Source organism: Streptomyces sp. PL-29 (assembly GCF_058344425.1).
Window position 1 is genome coordinate 323,940 of the sequence record NZ_CP136996.1, and the last position, 17,682, is coordinate 341,621.

Below are 17,682 nucleotides of genomic sequence, written 5' to 3' on the forward strand. Positions count from 1 at the left end.
ATTCACAAGCTCTCAAGGCGTCCAAACCTTCACGCACGCGAACGGACGGCGATGCCGAAGCAGTACTGGACGCGTCAACTACCCACGAGTTGCGGCGGCCTGCACGGGGAGGGTCACTCCGGCGCCATCACACCCGTGCGTACGGTGAGGTAGGTCACCCCACGTGACACCAGGGCCCGAAGGAGAGGCCCGCGTCCGTCAGGTCCTGTCGGGCGATCCGCAGCCCGCCGTCCGTGTCGATCATCGCGATCGTGACGGCGCCCCGCGCGTCGCGGGCGAGGGCGGGCAGCCCCGCGCACCGCTCCCCCACCGGCGCCCACCACGCGCCGTAGTGTTCACCCTCCGTAGGATATGCAGCGATTTCGGGACACCCCTCGGCTCCCCGCTGGAGCAGGATCGTGCAGTCGTAGCCGTTGATCCGGGCGCGGGTGACGCCGACGGGGCCGACGCCCCCGGCACCACCCAGCGGCATGAGCGCGCTCGGGGCCCCGGCGGGCGTCCGGGGGCGGTAGGCGACGACTCCCCCGTCCGCGGGGTGGCGCCAGAAGTAGGTACCGCAGCCGGGGCTCGTCTCGTGGGAGCTGAACGTCCCCTCGACCGCGTCGGCCTCCATGCGGCCGAGCCAGGTGAAGGCGGCACCCGGCCCACCCTGGCCCCAGTACGAGGCGCCCCCTCGGAAGGGCGCGAGGAACTCGGCACGCCCCTGGGCCGTCACGAGCGGCGCCAGCGGACCGCGCACCCATTTGCCCTGATAGTCCTGCCAATTGCCCCATATGCCGTCCGGGCGGCGGGTCCTGCCCCGGACGCCGGTCCCGAACCGGGTGGCGAGCACGTGGAGTGCGCCGGCGCCGTCGGACAGCACGACCGGGTCGCCCTGCGGGGCTCGCGGCCCCTCCCCCTCCTCCGCCTTCGGGAAGGGGTTGCCCAGCGCTCGCCATTCTCCGAGAGGACGGCCTGTCTGGTACTGGGCGGCGACGACCAGCTCACGACCGTCCGGCGCCCCGTCCCGATGGCGGGTGCCGGCGAACCAGACGAAACCGCCCGCGTCCTGGCTGAGGGTGAACCGGCCGGCCCACCCCTCCACGGGGAACAGTTCGGGTCCACGCCAGACGTCCGAGCCGGGCGCCGACTCGGTCCAGCGGACCAGGCCCCCGGCACAGCTCGCGTAGGCGGTCAGCCGGCCGTCCCGCCCCAGGCGCAGCCATCCCGGCGCGAGGTGCCCCTCGCCGGCCGCCGCGGCTATCTCGGGGCCCGGGACCGCGGGCTCGACGGAGCCGACTCCGCGGTCCACCCCGTCACGTCCGCGTCGCGCCATGCCCTGGCCACTCCTGCCCACACTCGCCCTGTTTTGTCCGTCCGGCCCAGCGGGCCGTTGGACAATGTACGTCAGTACGCGAACCCGTCGGCGCCAGGGCCGGAATATCCGCTTCCTCGCGGCGGAGGCCCCCGGGTGACGGCGCCGTTCGCGCCGACGGCCGCCCCTCCCCACCCCGTACCCGCAGGCGCCGCGATCCGCGCGGTGCCTGCGGGCGGACGACTCCTGACCGCCCCTCAGGCGGCGCTGGGGGTCCGGCTCTGCCTGCGGGCCGGGCGGGGGCGGTGCACGGACCGGTGGGCCCCTCCAGTGCGGCCGTCCGGGGGGACGGGTTCAGGGGAGGTCCGCCGTCGGCGGGTCGGCCTCGTAGACGTGCGGAGTGTCCGACTCCCACTCCACCGGCCCGGTGCCGCCGAGGACGACGTCGTCGGGGTCCGGCATGCCCGCCCGCCGCAGGAACTCGATGACGTCCTCGTCCGAGCGGGCCAGGCCGAGGGGCTCCTCCCGTCCGGCGGTCCGCAGGGTGACCTGCCGGCCGCCCGACGGGAGGATCCGGTGCACGACGACGGGCGCATGATGCATACCCCCAGCCTCGCCGGGACGGCCCGGTCCGGCATCCCGGCGGTCAGCGCCTTCTGGCGACGGAGGCGGCGGCGTCCGACGGGCGGACGCGGAAGGCGGCCGGGTCCGGGTAGGTCGCCTTCTCGGCCAGGAGGACCGCTTCGATCTCCGCCTTGAAGGCGGGCTCGAAGAAGCCGACGCCGAGCAGCAGGCGCAGTCCGCGCAGCGTCGGGTCCAGCAGCGGTCTCGCCATCCGGGCGCCGCCGCCGCTGATGCCGGTGAAGCCGGCCCGGGCGCCCGCGGGCCGGGCCGGCACCCGGTCCTCGACGCCGGCCGTCGCGTAGCCGAGGATCAGCGCGAGTTCGGCGAGGAACTTCCGGGTGCCCAGCGCCATCTCCTCGGCGCCCTGGAGCGTCTGGACGGAGCCGCCCGCCACCTTGAAGTCGTCGCTGGTGCGCTTCAGGCCCCGCGACTCGTACACCGCGAGCGCCTCCTCGAAGAGGCGCCCCGCCTCGTCGACCGCCTGCATCGCCGCCACCAGCTGGTCGATGTCGATGTCGATCTCGCGCTTCACGCTGCCTCCTGGTCCGGAACTGTGTGCACAGACCGTAGGAGGCGAAGTCCCGCGGCGGAACACTTCTGCGCGGACGGATCTCGCGGCCCTCCGCCCCGGACGTGCGCGTGGCCCGGCCCGCGTCCACCGCCGCGGCCCCACGCGCGTCCGCCGCCCGGTGCGAAAAGCCCCACGGCCGGGCCCGGGGCGGGGATACTCGGATGCGTGGAACTGCACATCGATCACCGCTGGCTGCTGGAGCGGCAGGAGGCGCTGTTCAAGGACGTGGCGGTGGCCGACCATTCCGCCCTGGTCGCCGCCGTTGCCCGGCACCGGGTCAACACGCCCAGCCTGGCGGTGGACGACCCCGACGCCTACTGGCGCGCGGCCGCCCTGCTCGACGCGCTGGTACTGCTGCGACCACTGCCCGCCTCGAACGAGTACTTCGCCTACGGCGTCGCCGTCGCCTACATCGAGGCCTCCGGAGAGGCGGTGGAGGCCTCCTACGAGCAGTGGCGCGAGCTCATCACCGACATCCGCATGCTGCGCGTCAGCGTCTTCGACGTCGCCGCCCGGCTGCGGTCGTGGCAGCCCGCCTGAGAGCCGCCGGGCGGGGCGCCGGTCAGCGGCGGCGCTGGGCGGGGGTGCCCACCAGGAGCGCGTCGGAGACCAGCCGGGCACCGCGGGCGAGCCGGCCGAGCTGCTCCAGCTCCAGGGCGTACATCCTGATCGAGTTCTCGATGACCGATTCGGCGATGCCCATCGTGGGCAGCTCCGCGCGGCTCGTCTGCAGGGCCGCCCGCACCGCGCGCATCTCGTGCTGCAGCTGGAGCTGGACGTGCCGGGCGAGGAGAGCGTGGTGACGGGTCAGCGTCAGGTAGCCGCCGTAGCGGGCCGGGAGGAGGTCCCGCAGCCAGCGCGTGGCCGTGCGCTCCCAGTCGTGCGTACCGGGTGCCTTGACCTGCAGGGGCCAGTCCGGGCTGAGCGTAAACGTGGCCGTCTGGGGCATTCTCGTCACTTCCGAGTGGTTTCGAAGCTCTGATCGAGACGTGTCTGAGGGGCGGCCTCGGCCCAGGGGTTGACCGAGGCCGCCATGGGCGCTCAGCGGGATCCGAAAGCCTGGACTCGACCCGCGGTCACGACGTGAGGAGGAGGTTCGCCGTACCGCGGTGCGTTCGAGAGGACGTGGGGTCGTCCTCCTTGGCATCTGGTGGATCAGGAGCGCCGTCGTCAGTAAACATATATACCGTCGAGTAAGCAAGCGCATGAAAAATTTCATGCACATCAAAGGGTGAATATCGCCTGGTGAAGTCGGCGTGGGGGCCGAAGAACGCCTACAGGAAGAAGCCGTGCTGGTCGGCCACCTGCTCGTAGTCCTCCAGACGGGCCTGTGTCCGCTCGGGATCCGCGTCCGCCATCGCCTGCAGCAGGGCCGCCGAGAGCATCCCCGGCGCCGCATAGGAGTCGAACACCAGGCGGGAACCGGTCGCCGCCGTCAGGGCCACGTCGGCCTCGTCCACCAAGGGCCCGAGGGTGGGATCCGTGATCAGGACCACGCGCAGCCCCGTACTGCGGGCCGCCCGGACGGCGGAGAGGGTCTCCCTGGCGTGCCGCGGCATGGCGAACGCCAGGACCCAGGTCCCGCCGGCCGCCCTGGACTGCAGCAGCGCGTCGAAGGCCACGCTGCCGCCGCGCGTGACGAGGCGTACGTCGGGGTGGATGCGCCGGGCGGCGTACGCGAAGTACTCCGCGAGGGAGACCGAGATGCGCAGGCCGAGGATCGTCAGGGGGACCGAGGCGGCCAGCTCACGGCCGATGTCGAGCACCTGGTTGGTGTCCGCGAGCAGCCGGCGCACGTTCTCCAGGTTCTCGATCTCCGCGTCGACGGCCGCCTGCAGCTCATTGCGGCGGATCTGCTCACGGGTGTCCGGGGCGCCGGCCACCGCGCTCAGTGCGATCGGCTGGAGCACGTCGCGCAGAGCCGGGTAGCCGCTGAAGCCGAGGGAGGACGCGAACCGGGTGACGGAGGGCTGGCTGACGCCCACCCGTTCGGCGAGCTCGGTGATCGACAGGAACGCCGCCTCGGTGAGGTGGTCGATCAGGTACTGCGCGATGCGCCGCTGGCCCGGGGACAGGCGGCGGCCGTCGAAGAGCGCGAGGAGCCGGTCGGCCGGAGGGCGGACCTCCACGGACGACTGGCCGCTCGGCGTGATCGCAGCCGCTTGTGCGCGTGCCTGCTGCCCCGATGACACCGGAGGGCCTCCTTCTCACGTCACTCGCGCCAAACATAGCTCACCCCCCGGACCGGTGATGATCAGTCCTGGGCGCGCGAGGTGACCGGAGCGTCGGTGCGGTCGCCGAGGAACTCGTACCAGCGCCGTTGGAGGCACAGATAGCGGGTGTCCGCCTCGGCGAGGTCGAGGAAGGAGCCGATCGTGGCGCCGAGCCGCTCGCCGAGGTCCGGGTCGTCGAGGGTGCCGTCCCCGGTGAAGGCGTGGTGGGCGCCCGCCAGGCTGAACATGTCGGGGTAGACGCGGGCGCCGAGGTGTTCGAGGGGGATGCGCAGGGCCCACAGCCCGCGGTTGCCTCCCACCATCGAGGGCGACGCCGAGACCAGCAGGGTCTGCTGGTCCTTGAAGGGCTGCGGACGGTATCGGGAGACCCAGTCGACGGCGTTCTTCAGGACGCCCGGCACGGAGGCGTTGTACTCGGGAGAGGCGATGATCAGTGCCTGCGCGGCCTCGATCCGCCGGCACAGGGCCAGGGCGCCCTCCGGCAGCCCCTCGCCGGCCTCGGCGTCACCGTCGTAGAGCGGCATCGGGAAGTCGCGCAGGGTCGCGGGTTCCGCCACGGCCCCGGCCTCGCGCACCATCGCCGCGACGAGGGCGGCGAGCCGGACGTTGACCGAGCCGGTCCGGGAGGACCCGGACAGGACCAGCACGCGCAGCGAGGAACGCGGGTGCTCGCCGTCGTGCGGACGTCCGGGGTCCACCGGGAAATGGTCGGTGTCTGTCGGGTTCATGCCGCCTCCTGCTTCTCTGCTTCTCTGCTTCCCAGCTCGGCTGCTCGGCTGCTCGGCTTATGGACTGCTCGGCTGCCGGACCGGCCGCCGCTCCCTCCCCCGCTCCCCTCCCCTCCCGCTTCGCACCTCCCCGCCACACCGGCGGACGGCGCGGCCCACGCGCGGCGGGACCCGCACACGCCGGTGTGCGGGTCCCGTCCGGGCCGCCGGGTCACTTCGCGCGGGGGTTCTCCCAGCGGTAGAACTCGTGGGCCATCGCGTCCTTCGGGCTGCGCCAGGTCTCCGGGTCGTGCGGGCTGACGTAGGCCGTGAGGCGCTCGCTCAGCATCCGGAACTCCGGGTGGTCCGTGACCTTGGCGATGGCCGGTCCGGGCGGCCGGTCCGCCTCGATGAAGTGCATGTACACGTCGCCGAACTGGAAGAGGCTCCGGCGTGTGACCCCTACCAGGTGCGGCAGTTCACCCGCGTCCGAGTCCGCGAAGAGCCCGGCGATGTCGGGGCCCGATCCCGGCGCCATACGGGCGACGATGAGAGCGCGGTGCGTGTCGTTCATCCGACGTGCTCGCCTTTCGTTTCAGAGACGGCTGGCGGCCGGGGCGTGGCCGTCGCGTACGCGCTGCTCGATCTTGTCCCGGATGAGCGCCATCTGGATCGGTGAGTTGCGGTTGATGTTGTCGGTCATCCAGGCGTCGTCCACGGGCGCGTCGGGCTTCATCGCGAAGTCCTGGGTCCACTTCATCCGGGTGCCGCCGGGCACCTCGAAGTACTGCCAGTGGATGTCCATGTGGGCGAAGGGGCCCGTCTCCACCCGCCGTGCGCGGACCGTGAGGCCCTTGCGGTCGACGGTCCGCTCGGAGACCCAGCTCCACACCGTGCCGTTCTCGTCGGGGTGCATGGTCAGGCGGAAGGTGGTCGTGTCCCCCTTCTGCTCCAGGATCTCCAGCGAGGCGTACTCGCTGAACAGCTGCGGCCAGCCGGGGAGATCGTTGGTCATCTCCCACACGAGCTCCACGGGCGCGTTGACGGTGATCTCGTTCTCGGTGTGTCCTGGCATGTCAGGCTCCAGTCATCAGGCTGTGGTTGACGAGGTCGAGGAATTCCCCGGGGGTCTTGCAGCGGTCGGCGTCGGTGGGCAGGGCCCGTCCGCGCCGGTTCTCCAGCTCACCGACGATGCCGAGCAGGCCCAGCGAATCGAGGCCGTACTCGTCGAACGAGGAGTCCGGACGGCTTGCCATCTCGGTGGGATCGACGGTGATGCCGGCGGTCTTCATCAGGGCCGCCAGCTCCTCCACTGTCAGTCGGTCGGACATCGCGTGCTCTCTTCCTGTGGGGGACACTCGGTTGCGGCGCACTGGCGGACTAGGGGCCCGCCGGGGATGCCTTGCGGACGACGAGCGCGGAGTTGGATCCCATTCGGCCGCGGCTGAGCACGAGCGCGGTCCGCAGCTCGGCCGTGCGGGCACGGCCCGTCACCAGGTCCAGGTCGTGGCACACGTCGTAGACGTTCGGGGTCGGTGGGACGACTCCGTGCTCCAGTGCCAGGACCGCGGCGGCGGTGTCGAGGGAGGGAGCCGCACAGTACGCCCTGCCGATACCGGACTTGGGTGCCGTGACCGGCACCTTCCGCCCGTGGTCGCCGAGCGCGTGGAGGATCGCGGCCGCTTCGGCCGCGTCGGCCTCCGGGGTCCCCAGGGCATCGGCGAAGACCACGTCGATGTCCTCGGGGCCGCAGCCGGCTTCCCGGAGGGCGCCGCGGACGGCGTGCGCCAGCCCCTCGCCCGCCTCGTCCCGGCGCAGGGTGCCGCTGAAGGTCGCGGCGTGGCCGGCGAGTACGGCGCGTACGGTGGCGCCGCGGCGTCGGGCCTCGTCCTCGTCCTCGACGACGAACATGGCGCCGCCCTCGGCGGGGACGTAGCCGCAGGCCTGGTCGGTGAACGGCCGGTAGGCGCGCTCCGGGTCGTCCCGCGTGCTCAGCCCCTCGTACCCCAGCTGGCAGACGATGGAGTACGGCGCGAGGGGCGCCTCCGTCGCTCCGACCAGCATGGCCCGACTGCCCCGGCGGATCGCCCGGTCGGCGTGCGCGAAGGCGTCGAGCCCGCCCGCCTCGTCGCTGCAGACGACCCCGCAGGGCCCCTTCAGTCCGCGGCGGATGGAGATCTGGCCGGTGCTCGCGGCGTAGAACCAGGCGATCGACTGGTACGGGCCGACGAAGCGCGGCCCCTGCTCCCAGAGGTGCTGCAGTTCGCGCTGGCCGAACTCACCGCCGCCGGAGCCGGCCGCGGTGACGACACCGAAGGAGAAGGGGTCGTCCTCGTAGTCGGCGCGGCCGAGCCGGGCGTCCTCCAGGGCGAGGTCGGCAGCGGCGAGGGCGTGGTGGGTGAACCGGTCGGTCTGCACGAGGAACTTGTCCTCGACCAGGGATCCCGGGTCGAAGCCCCGGACCTCGCCCGCGACGCGCAGCGGCAGGTGCTCGCAGCCCGCCCGGGTGACGCGGTCCAGGACGCTGACGCCGGACTGGGTCGCCTTCCAGAAGGCGTCGGCGCCGACGCCGTTGGGCGCGACGACCCCGATGCCCGTGATGACCGTACGGCTGGTCACGAGACCTCCTCCTTCGGCCGGGTCATGACCACGGCGGACTGGAAGCCGCCGAAGCCGCTGCCCACGGAGAGCACACTGCGCAGGTTCCGTTCCCGGGCGACCTTGGGCACGTAGTCCAGGTCGCATTCGGGGTCGGGCGTCTCGTAGTTGGCGGTCGGCGGCACCACCTGGTGCACCATGGCGAGGACGCAGGCCGCGAGTTCGATGGCGCCGATGGCCCCGAGGGAGTGCCCCACCATGGATTTGATGGAGGTCATCGGCGTCCTGTAGGCGTGGTCTCCCAGGACCTTCTTGACCGCCGCGGTCTCGTGACGGTCGTTCTGCTTGGTACCGGAGCCGTGCGCGTTGACGTAGTCGATCTCGTCGGCGGCGATCCCGGCCTGGGCGAGGGCGGTCTCGATGGCCCTCGCCATCTCCAGGCCCTCGGCGGTCAGGCCCGTCATGTGGTGGGCGTTGCCGAAGGTGGCGTAGCCGCCGATCTCGCAGTAGACGGTCGCACCGCGGGCGCGGGCCCGTTCCAGGTCTTCGAGCACCAGGACCGCGCCGCCCTCGCCGAGGACGAAGCCGTCCCGGTCGGCGTCGAACGGGCGGGAGGCGTGAGCCGGGTCGTCGTTGTTCGGCGACGTCGCCTTGATGGCGTCGAAGCAGGCCACGGTGATCGGAGATATCGGCGAGTCCGACGCTCCGGCGATGCACACGTCCATCCGGCCCTCGGCGATGGCGTGCACGGCGTACCCGATGGCGTCGAGTCCCGAGGTGCAGCCGGTGGAGACGGTCTGGACGGGGCCGCGTGCTCCCGTCTGCTCCGCGACGGCGGAGGCGAGGGTGGCCGGCGTGAACGCGCGGTGCAGATGGCGGCCGGCCAGCTTGTGGTCGACGTCCCACCAGGAGCCGGATTGGCTCACGGCGACGTAGTCGTGTTCCAGGCGGGTGGTGCCGCCGACGGCGGTGCCGAGGGAGACACCGGTCCGCCAGGCCTCGTCCGAGGTGAGGTCGAGTCCGGCGTCGCGCACCGCCTCGCGGGCGGCGACCAGGGCGAACTGGATGTAGCGGTCCGCGCGGGCCGCCTCCTCGTCGTCGAGGCCGTGCGCGGCAGGGTCGAAGTCGACCTCGGCGGCTATCCGGGAGCGGAATCCGGTCGGGTCGAAGAGGCTGATGCCCCGTGTCGCCGTGCGCCCGCCGGCCAGCAGGTCCCAGAAGTCGCGGACTCCGATGCCACCGGGGGCGACCACGCCCACTCCGGTGACGGCCACCCTCCGGCGGGTCACGAGACCGCTCCCGTGCGGTCCGGCGGCTGCTCCCACGCGGTTCCCTCCGGATTCGGGGCCTGCTCGGTGTCCACGTGCCCCAGCTCGGGGCGCGGGGCGAGCGGGCCGAGGTGGAAGACCATGCGGGCCTCGATGTCCCCGACGTTGCGGAAGCGGTGACGGGTGTTGAGCGGGACGAGCAGCCCCTGGTCGGTGCGCAGCGGGTGGGGTTCCCCGTCGAGGTCGACCTCCAGCCGGCCGCTGACCACGTACACGAACTCCTCGGAGTACGGGTGGTAGTGCTCGGCGATCGACTCCCCGGGGGCCATGATGGCCAGGCCCATGAAGCCGCTGGTCGAACCCACCGAGGTGGGGGTGAGTACGGCCCTCAGGTCGCCACCGCGCCGGCGGTTGGGCGGCGTCTCGCTCAGGTCCACGATGCGTGGGCGCTGTTGGGTCATGGTGGTTGCCTCCTGGCGTGTGGGGAGAGCCTCGACGGAGATCGGGGTGGGGAGAGGGTGGGGAAGAGGGGAAGGGGGTGGGGCCGGACTGCCCCGGGGGATCAGGACTGCGCGGGTGCCCGGCGGTCGGTGATCAGGTTCATGGTGTGGTGCGCGGCACGGCCCCGCCCGCCGGGTGCGACCGTCAGGCGGGCGAGCACCGCGGCCTTGCGGGGGCCCGCGACGCCGTGGACGGTCTCCGGGTCGGCGTCGAGCGGGCCGCGCACGTCGATCAGCCGGACGACGATGTCGTCGCGCTGGAAGATGCTGCTGCTCCGGACGGGGCTCGTGGACCTGCGCGCTGCCGCCTCGTCCTGCCCGGCCAGGAACCGGGCGAGCGCCTGGCCGCAGCCGGGCTTCGCCGGGTAGTAGATCGCGTGCCGCTGCACCTCGTCGGACTCGGGCTCCGGTGCGGCGATGTGGTGGACGGCCGGAACGGCGGCGCGCATGAAGAACATGCGGGCCGATTCCGGGTCGCCGAGGTCGCGGTCCTGTTCGAGGTAGGGGTTGATGGCCTCCTCGACGGCGCGGACCTCGGGCTGTTCCGACACGTGCCGCAGGGCCGCCATCAGGTCGCCCTGGACCTCGACCGTCCGCACCACCCCGGTTGCCGTGCATGAACAGCGAGGTGCGGCACAGCCGGGTGTGGTCGTCGACGCGGGCCGCCGGAGAGGCGTAGCTGGAGAGGATGGCCGCGACGTCCTTCTCGCTGCCCGGCTTGACGGTGAAGGTGAGGGCGTGGCGCACGATCCCGGCGCCCAGGCGGGGCGTGGACTGCAGACGCGCCGAGGAAGGGCGGGACGTCTGCTCGTAGCCGCGGCCGGTCTCGCGCAGGACGGTGAACTTCAGCGGGCGCATCGAGCGGGCGCAGGCACCGAGCGGCCGCACCTGTTCGGCGTGGTGGTCGCTGTTGACCCAGGCGAGGTACTGCGGGGCGCTCTCCCACTCGCTCGTGATGAGCCACTGTGAGGGGTTCTCGAAGGACTGGCACAGCTGGTCGCTGATGTGTCCCGGAACCGAGGCGATGTCGTCGCGGAGCTTTTCGTACGCCTCGAAGAACCGCTGCTGGGTCCCCTCGTGGAGGTCCATCAGAAGGACGACCCGGAGCATGGAGCCGTCGAAGGCTGACTGCGACACCCGCTCGGGCAGGGTGGTTGTCATCTACTCACTCCTTCTTGAGGGGGGTGGAGATCCATCGCGTACGGACCCCTCGTCCGTCACCGGTGGCATCCGCCCGGGCCGGCGGCCTCCTCACCGGGGGAAGGACGAACCGGCGCGTCCCGGGGGAGCCGCTGTCGCTCATCGTCATCCGGAGAGGGGCGTACCGCTACATGTCCGCATCAAGCGGGTGACAACCGGCGAATCAACCGGGCCTCGTCCAGGATCGGGGGCATAAAGAGTCCACTCCCCCACACAGAAAACAGGAGCCCGCAGCTGATGGAAGACAACGCCGATGTTCGCGTACCGGTTCTCGTCGTGGGCGGCTCCCTCGTGGGCCTGTCCACCTCGCTTTTTCTGAGCCGCCACGGAGTGAGGCACCTGCTGGTCGAGAAGCACTCCGGTACCTCCCCGCACCCGCGCGGCCGTGGCATCAACGCCCGCACGATGGAGCTGTACCGCACAGCGGGGGCGGAGCACGCGATCCGCCGGGCGGCGTCCGTACTGGAGGGCATTCAGGGCATTCTGCAAGCGCAGTCACTGACCGACACGGCCAACCACAACTGGCTGATCAAGTCCATCGACCCGTCCGGCGCACTGGCGCGTTTCAGCCCGACGCAGTGGTGCCTGTGCAGCCAGAACAACATCGAGCCGGTGCTGGCCGAGCAGAGCCGGGCACAGGGTGCCGACATCCGCTTCGGCCACGAGCTGATGAGCTTCGACCAGGACGCCACCGGGGTGAACGCCGTGGTGAAGGACCGTGCCACGGGCGAGCACATCACGGTGCGCGCGGACTTCCTGATCGCGGCGGACGGACCGCGCAGCCCCGTCCGCGAGCAGCTGCGGATCCCGCAGACGGGCAACGGCGAGCTGTTCCACAACGTGAGCGTCACCTTCCGCTCGGAGCGGCTGGTGAAGGTACTGGGCGACCTGCGCTTCATCGTCTGCTACCTGATGCGCCCCGGTGCCGACGGGGCGCTGCTGCCCGTGGACAACGACACCCAGTGGGTGTTCCACGCTCCCTGGCACCCCGACCAGGGCGAAACGCTGGAGGACTTCACCGACGAGCGGTGCGTGGACCAGATCCGGGAGGCGGTCGGCGTTCCCGATCTGGACGTGGAGATCGGCGGCAAGGCGCCGTGGCACGCGGCCGAACGGGTGGCCGAGCGGTATGCGTCCGGCCGGGTGTTCCTGGCCGGGGACGCCGCCCACGAGATGTCTCCCACCGGGGCCTTCGGCTCCAACACGGGCATCCAGGACGCGCACAACCTCGCGTGGAAGATCGCCGCAGTGCTCGGCGGGGCGGCGGGCATCGGACTCCTCGACACCTACCAGGCCGAGCGGCTTCCGGTGGCCAGGGCCACGAGCGAGCGGGCGTCGGCCCGTTCGGCCGAGCACAGCCACCCCGGGTACGCGCCTCCGCCCACCATGGGCGGCGGGCCGGGCAGCGGTGTCCTGACCACCGCGATGGCGTACTGCTACCCGCAGGGCGCGCTCGTCGGCGGCGACCCGGGGCGGCCCGTCATCCCGGAGACGCTGGGTTCGATGGGCGACACCGGGACCCGCGCCCCACACATGTGGCTGTCCAGGGCCGGTGAGCGGATCTCCACCCTGGACCTGTACGAGCGTTCCTTCGTGCTGCTCAGCGCCACGGGTACGCCGTGGCGGGCGGCGGCCGAGCAGGTGGCCGGGGAGCTGGGGGTGCGGCTGGAGGCGTACGCGATCGGCTCGGGTCCGGGGGCGGACCTGGTCCCGGAGGGCGGCGCCCCCTGGACCGAGGTCCACCGACTGGACGCCGACGGCACCGTACTCGTACGCCCTGACGGCTTCGTGGCCTGGCGCTCGGAAGGGGCCGCGGCCGACCCCGCGGCGGTCTTGCGCGAGGTCCTCTCGACGGTGCTGCGCCGGGCGTGACCACTCGTGCCCCTCGTCCGCCGGCCGTGCGCGCGGCCGGCGGACGGGGTTCAGCGGCAGGTCCAGCAACCTGCCCAGCAGCCGGCGTCGGGCTGGGCGGTGGGGCGGCGGCCGGAGCCGCTGCCGGCCCCCGTCCCGGCGCCGCCCGTCGCGCCGTCACGGCCACGGTCGCGGTCGAGGGAGGTCCGGTTCGCGTAGCAGGCGACGACGACCGCGATCGCGGCCAGTTCCTCCGGGGCGGCAACGCCCCGTTCCACACGCAGCAGGCTCGCTGTCGGAGCATCGTTCGGCATCGGCACGGCCTCTCTCACGGGGGCTGCGCGTGCGCCCCGTCGCATCGCGCGGGCCGGACCGGCTCGGCGTCGACGCGGGCGGCACACGGGTGGCTCGGCGCGCCGACGGGACGTTTTCCGCAGGCGCGAACCGGCCTCTGGGGTCCGGTCGGATCGCCAGGACCCCTGTCGCGTCCGACGGTACAAGCGCCCGCCGGGCGCGGCACGGCGAGTCCGCGGCACCATGCGGGGCGGCCGTGAGCGGCCACCAGCCCCTGCTCTGCCGGGGGTGCGCCGGCCACCTGTACGCCGTCTGCACGACGGATCACACGGGTGGGAACAAGGTCGGGCAATGGGAGGTCGACCACGAGATGCCGGTGTCGTGTCCGCTGGCGGGGCTGTTGCCGCTGACCGGGCGGGGCGTCTGCGTCCACGACCTGCCCGGCGCCGAGGAGGTCCTGGGCCCCCGCCGCTGAAGTCCGGCGGACTGGGCCGAACGGGTGGGTTCCGTCCACCGCCGGCATCCGGCGGCGGACGAGTCGGCCGGGGTCCCGGTCCTGCTGACGGAACACTGCCGCCCCGCGCCCGGGCTGCCGGGTCGGGCGCGGATGCCGTGGAGCGGGAGCGGTCGTCGGTGCAGCCGCGCCGGACGCCGGCCGGCTCCCGCCGCACACCGGTGCGCCGGTTCGCCGGTCAGCCGGACCGGCGGGCGGCAACGGCCTCGGCCGTCCGCGTCCGCCACTGGTCCGCCGTCATCCGCCAGATGACGTCGATCCCCGATTCGCCGGGCGCGAGCGGTTCTTCGGGCGCCGGTCCGCGCCCGATCTCGGTGAATCCCGAGCGCCGGGCAACGGCCCCGCCGGCCTGGTTCGCGGCGTCGTGGTGGATCTCGATGCGGTCGATGCCCTCCAGCCGGAAGCCCTCGCCGACCAGACCGGCGACGGCCGCGGTGACCAGGCCCCGTCCGGTCCACGCGGGGTGGAGCCAGTAGCCGATTTCGAGGCCGCCCGCTCCGACGCGGCGCATGAGGGCGCAGCCTCCGATCACTTCGGCGCCCGAGGTGATCGCGTAGCTGAAGTCCTGCCCGGCCTCCCACTGCTCCTTGGCCCTGGCGAGGTATTCGGCAGTCTGCCGCCTGCCGGGGTCGGCGGCCCAAGGCAGCCACGGCACCAGGTGGTCGAGCGACTCGCGGATCGCCTGTTCGAGAGCGTCGAGATCGCCCGTCCGCCAGCGGCGCAGGACGACGTGGTCCGAACGAAGGCTTTCGGCCGGTGCTTCCATGCACCGGATGCTCTCTCGGCCCTGCTCCCTGCGGCAAGGCATTAAGAACTCCCAACGAAATGGTCTTCGAAGGGGCGGTTGCAGGCGCTGGGTTGCTGTCGGGCAGCTTGGGGCGATGAACTCGCATGAGCCGGTTCCTCGGGAGTCGAAGGTCCTCGATACGAACTCGCCGGTCGGGCTGGAGGAACGGGCATGCGAGCTCAGCCTCGACCAGCGGTTGGACCCGGCATGGGTGCGGGCGAATGCGGCGGCCGAGGGACGTCACCGCTGGACAGCTCCCCGAGCGTCCAGGAATGGCTATGGGGCAGGGGCGTCCCGGACCGGCCGTGAGGCACGGCGCCAGAAGATGACTGCGCATACCGGGCTGCGCACGACCGAGCAGCCCGGCGGACGCGCCGCTGAACGGCGACACGGCCCCGGACGCCTGGTCCGGGGCCGTGTCAGTGATGTCACGGCGAACAGTGCCGCCGCGGGCTCACGCCTTGGCGTAGTGCACCGGGGAGCAGTCCTCCCAGGTCCCCTTCACCGCACAGATCTTGAGAGCCACCGTGGTCTCCTCGGCTATGTTGCCGCTCTTCCAGGGCGAGCAGTACGGCGAATTGTGGCCGCGGGTGCTGGCGACGCGGTCGGTGTGCCAGGCACCGCTCGGGTTGATGTCCATACGGACCTCGATGCCCACGCCGTCGGCGTAGAGATCACAGGCCCGGATGGCGTCACCCGGGACGGAGCCGGACGGGTCGGCGTTGAAGTAGCCGCTGCCGGCCAACTTGCCGCCATAGTAGGCAGTCATCTCCACGCTGGTGGATGCAGCGGCCTGACCGCTGAAACCGACCATCATCCCGACGGCGGCCGCACCGGCGGTGACGGCCTTGGCGGTCAGATTCATCGTGCGCTTCATGGGTCCTCCTTGGTCAGGGCGGGCCGCGGTGAGACGCGTGTTCATGGGTCCCCCCGCATGACTGGTCTGCCGCATCCAGGTCCCCTGCCTGGATACGCGTTCGAGCGCGTGGGGGATCCTATGGCCCTGCCGCTTCCCGGTCGAGAACGTATGCGCGGGTGCGGACCGGCCTGCCAAGGCCTGATCAGCGGCTATACCAGGACGTTCTTGTAGAACAGATTCGAGCGCCGGTCACCAGCGGCGCCCGACGCGAAGCCCAGGAAAAGGCGGGACTGTCCGGCGTTCGTGCGGTAGATCGCCAGTCCCTCCGGCTCACGGAACTCCAACGTGCCGCCCGCCTTCGTCAGAACCGGACCCTGCGTTATCGCACCCGTGTTCAGGTTCACGCTCGTGAGCTCGGCGTTGCCCGGCACCGGGTTGCTCGACGAGTACGCGTTGCCTGTCAGGTAGTACAGGTGCTGACCGTAAGTCGTATAGCCCTGCGCGGTGCCCCGAATCGACGGCTGCTTGAAGTAGGCCTTGGGACTGCTGAAGTCTCCTGCCTTTGCATCCGACATGGCGTAGACCGCTATGTACTTCGCGCCGTCCTTGTGGTGACGGACGGCCATGTTGTCGTAGACCGGGTCGATGGAGCAGGTGTACTCCACGGCCCCCGACACGGGGCTGTACTTGGTGATCGCCGACGATGTGCGGGACAGCGAACCGCCCTTCACGAACTTGAAGCGGCCGAGCCGGGTGCCGTAGCCGTTCGAGTTCGCGTCCACCTCGGTCCACAGCCAGCTCTCGCTGCCGCGGGGTTCCACACCGAACGACACCCCGTGGCCGAAGCCGCTGAGATGCATGTACGAAACATGGTTGCCGGCGAAGTCCAGCTGGGCGATGCACAGATCGCCGGCCTTGGTGTCGGTGCCGTTCCGCCGCTGTGCCACGAACAGACGCTTGTTGACGCTGTCGAAGGCGAAGCTCTGCTGCACGGTGTCGTCGTGCAGCGGCTTGTGCCGGAACAGGTCATACGAGGGCTTGGTCAGATCGAAGCGCGGCGACGCGGACACCGCCGCGGAGGCAACTCCCGCTCCGTACCCAAGGCCGAGCGACGCAAGCCCGATTCCGCCGCCCGCGCGCAGCAGACTCCGGCGGTTCAAACGTTCCTGCGGCATGAGTTCCCCCGATTGGACGAGTGTCGTGCGCACTGATCGCTTCGGGGAGTCTAACGGGGCGCCCCCGGCGGGATGTGGGCCTGCGGCACAGCCGTACGGCTGTGCGCGCCCGGTTGCGAGAGCCGTCCACAGCGCCTGGTGCCCGGGAGAAGTCCAGGGCGCTCACGCTGCAGAGCTCGGCCGGCAGGTCATGCCCGACCCGAAACCGAGTTCCCGCGGGAGACGCTCCCCACTCACCCCGGCGTGCAGGAGGAACAGAGCACCCTGGAACACCAGCCGGTCCGGATGCAGCTTGCGTCCTGGATACCGCTCCCGACCTGCAACCTTGGGCAGCAGCGGCTCGATCACCGCCCACGACCCGTCGTCAACACGCCACGGCTTCAGCCGAGTGACCCCGCATCCCGGATCGTCGCTTCCGCAGCGATCCAACCATCTCGAAGATCATTTCGTTCGGACGTCCCAGGATCCAGCCTGCCCCGGGTGACACAGTGCGTACGCACGGGACAGGTCGACCGAGCCGTCTCCGGAGAGCCGGAGGAAGTGTTCCACCTGCCAGGCCTGCGTACTGCGGGCCTGCCGGCTCGTGGTGGCCGCCCATGGCGGATAGACGCGGAACGCCCTCTTCCCGCCGGAGCCGTTCGTCGACACGACGTTCCGTTCGCGCAACACCTCCCGCGGGAAGACGAACTGTCCGAAGTCCTCGCCCTGACGGGCGCTGATGACGAACAGGTCGACGGGATCCGCGGCATCGAAGGGCTGGATCGGCCCGCCCGCGGACCTCTTCCACACCGTGACGAACTGGCCGGCCTTCGCCGGGGTCGTCCGGGCGACACGGAATCGGACCGAGAGACCGTCCAGGGTGAACGCGCACGCCCCGTAGTCGGCGCTCTCCGCCTCCGGCACCGGCGGCGAGCAGGTGAATCCGCCCGGACCGTAGGCCAGCTCCATGGCCTTCAGCAGGTCGCCAGGGACCCGCGAAGGACCTTCGCGGGCTTCGAGGACTTCGCGTTCCATCGGCATGCCAGCCATCTTGCCAGATATCGAACACGCGAACGAGTAGAGACTTTCTCTTGAACTCCTGTGCGATCGATTGATCACCGTTGGTATGCTCCCGCACGATCGGAGGGGGCCGATCACGAAGAGCCAGGCCGGCCGGCCCGCGAGAGCGGCTGCCCGAGGCCTGCTCCCTGACGACCCCTTCCTCCG

20 protein-coding genes and 2 pseudogenes are annotated in these 17,682 nt (G+C 71.5%); 3 read left to right on the top strand and 19 right to left on the bottom strand.

The features are described from left to right. Positions 1-154: 154 nt before the first annotated feature. The 3 genes from R4Z63_RS01505 to R4Z63_RS01515 all read right to left on the bottom strand — a co-directional run bounded on the left by R4Z63_RS01505 (position 155) and on the right by R4Z63_RS01515 (position 2,450). Complete coding sequence (locus R4Z63_RS01505) at positions 155-1,315, bottom strand: hypothetical protein (RefSeq protein ID WP_157840249.1); 1,161 nt, start codon at positions 1,313-1,315, stop codon at positions 155-157. Between the two features lie 333 nt (positions 1,316-1,648). Then, positions 1,649-1,897, bottom strand: a complete 249-nt coding sequence (locus R4Z63_RS01510) for a hypothetical protein (RefSeq protein ID WP_384450579.1) — start codon at positions 1,895-1,897, stop codon at positions 1,649-1,651. 43 nt (positions 1,898-1,940) lie between these two features. Further along, complete coding sequence (locus R4Z63_RS01515; protein ID WP_384450582.1) at positions 1,941-2,450, bottom strand: hypothetical protein; 510 nt, start codon at positions 2,448-2,450, stop codon at positions 1,941-1,943. A 204-nt stretch (positions 2,451-2,654) separates the two neighbouring features. On the opposite strand from R4Z63_RS01515, the gene R4Z63_RS01520 reads away from it, so the two are divergent. Then, positions 2,655-3,029: a hypothetical protein gene (locus R4Z63_RS01520; RefSeq protein ID WP_037922243.1), complete on the top strand. Its 375-nt coding sequence runs from the start codon at positions 2,655-2,657 to the stop codon at positions 3,027-3,029. 22 nt (positions 3,030-3,051) lie between these two features. Here R4Z63_RS01520 and R4Z63_RS01525 read toward each other — a convergent pair whose 3' ends face one another. From R4Z63_RS01525 to R4Z63_RS01570, 10 genes and pseudogenes are all read right to left on the bottom strand, one after another. Further along, positions 3,052-3,438, bottom strand: a complete 387-nt coding sequence (locus R4Z63_RS01525) for a hypothetical protein (RefSeq protein ID WP_030848295.1) — start codon at positions 3,436-3,438, stop codon at positions 3,052-3,054. 325 nt (positions 3,439-3,763) lie between these two features. Beyond that, complete coding sequence (locus R4Z63_RS01530) at positions 3,764-4,681, bottom strand: MurR/RpiR family transcriptional regulator (RefSeq protein WP_037922238.1); 918 nt, start codon at positions 4,679-4,681, stop codon at positions 3,764-3,766. 62 nt (positions 4,682-4,743) lie between these two features. Next, on the bottom strand, positions 4,744-5,451 hold the full coding sequence (locus tag R4Z63_RS01535; RefSeq protein WP_384450587.1) for an NADPH-dependent FMN reductase: 708 nt from the start codon (positions 5,449-5,451) through the stop codon (positions 4,744-4,746). A gap of 211 nt (positions 5,452-5,662) precedes the next feature. Then, the gene (locus tag R4Z63_RS01540; protein WP_037922236.1) at positions 5,663-6,004 is read right to left on the bottom strand and encodes a TcmI family type II polyketide cyclase; all 342 of its coding nucleotides are present in this window, start codon (positions 6,002-6,004) and stop codon (positions 5,663-5,665) included. Positions 6,005-6,025: 21 nt separating this feature from the next. Beyond that, entirely contained in the window at positions 6,026-6,505 is a 480-nt protein-coding gene (locus tag R4Z63_RS01545; RefSeq protein WP_037922235.1) for an SRPBCC family protein, read from the bottom strand. Position 6,506: 1 nt separating this feature from the next. Further along, entirely contained in the window at positions 6,507-6,761 is a 255-nt protein-coding gene (locus R4Z63_RS01550) for an acyl carrier protein (protein ID WP_037922233.1), read from the bottom strand. Positions 6,762-6,810: 49 nt separating this feature from the next. Beyond that, entirely contained in the window at positions 6,811-8,049 is a 1,239-nt protein-coding gene (locus R4Z63_RS01555) for a beta-ketoacyl synthase N-terminal-like domain-containing protein (RefSeq protein ID WP_037922231.1), read from the bottom strand. Continuing rightward, positions 8,046-9,317, bottom strand: a complete 1,272-nt coding sequence (locus R4Z63_RS01560) for a beta-ketoacyl-[acyl-carrier-protein] synthase family protein (protein WP_037922230.1) — start codon at positions 9,315-9,317, stop codon at positions 8,046-8,048. Before R4Z63_RS01560 ends, R4Z63_RS01555 begins: the two co-directional genes overlap by 4 nt. After that, a complete protein-coding gene (locus R4Z63_RS01565; RefSeq protein WP_384450592.1) occupies positions 9,314-9,757 on the bottom strand; it encodes a cupin domain-containing protein in 444 nt (147 codons plus the stop codon). Before R4Z63_RS01565 ends, R4Z63_RS01560 begins: the two co-directional genes overlap by 4 nt. A 101-nt stretch (positions 9,758-9,858) precedes the next feature. Beyond that, a pseudogene (locus tag R4Z63_RS01570) lies at positions 9,859-10,957 on the bottom strand (SchA/CurD-like domain-containing protein). A gap of 276 nt (positions 10,958-11,233) precedes the next feature. Between R4Z63_RS01570 and R4Z63_RS01575 the strand changes: the two are divergent. After that, positions 11,234-12,868: an FAD-dependent oxidoreductase gene (locus R4Z63_RS01575; protein ID WP_037922227.1), complete on the top strand. Its 1,635-nt coding sequence runs from the start codon at positions 11,234-11,236 to the stop codon at positions 12,866-12,868. A 50-nt stretch (positions 12,869-12,918) separates the two neighbouring features. On the opposite strand, the gene R4Z63_RS01580 is transcribed toward R4Z63_RS01575, so the two are convergent. Then, entirely contained in the window at positions 12,919-13,125 is a 207-nt protein-coding gene (locus R4Z63_RS01580; protein WP_491522509.1) for an acyl-CoA carboxylase subunit epsilon, read from the bottom strand. 272 nt (positions 13,126-13,397) lie between these two features. Here R4Z63_RS01580 and R4Z63_RS01585 point away from each other — a divergent pair, with 272 nt between their 5' ends. Then, a complete protein-coding gene (locus R4Z63_RS01585; protein ID WP_030848328.1) occupies positions 13,398-13,616 on the top strand; it encodes a hypothetical protein in 219 nt (72 codons plus the stop codon). A gap of 217 nt (positions 13,617-13,833) precedes the next feature. On the opposite strand, the gene R4Z63_RS01590 is transcribed toward R4Z63_RS01585, so the two are convergent. The 5 genes and pseudogenes from R4Z63_RS01590 to R4Z63_RS01610 form a co-directional block, all read right to left on the bottom strand. Next, on the bottom strand, positions 13,834-14,421 hold the full coding sequence (locus R4Z63_RS01590) for a GNAT family N-acetyltransferase (RefSeq protein WP_384450600.1): 588 nt from the start codon (positions 14,419-14,421) through the stop codon (positions 13,834-13,836). Positions 14,422-14,896: 475 nt separating this feature from the next. After that, entirely contained in the window at positions 14,897-15,319 is a 423-nt protein-coding gene (locus R4Z63_RS01595) for a hypothetical protein (protein ID WP_037922223.1), read from the bottom strand. Positions 15,320-15,510: 191 nt separating this feature from the next. Beyond that, entirely contained in the window at positions 15,511-16,509 is a 999-nt protein-coding gene (locus R4Z63_RS01600) for a phage baseplate protein (protein WP_384682671.1), read from the bottom strand. Positions 16,510-16,659: 150 nt separating this feature from the next. After that, positions 16,660-16,905 (bottom strand): annotated as a pseudogene (locus R4Z63_RS01605) (transposase); the annotation flags it as partial. A 12-nt stretch (positions 16,906-16,917) separates the two neighbouring features. After that, positions 16,918-17,496 (bottom strand): MepB family protein, encoded by a 579-nt coding sequence (locus tag R4Z63_RS01610; RefSeq protein ID WP_384450608.1) that lies wholly within the window; start codon positions 17,494-17,496, stop codon positions 16,918-16,920. Positions 17,497-17,682 lie beyond the last annotated feature (186 nt).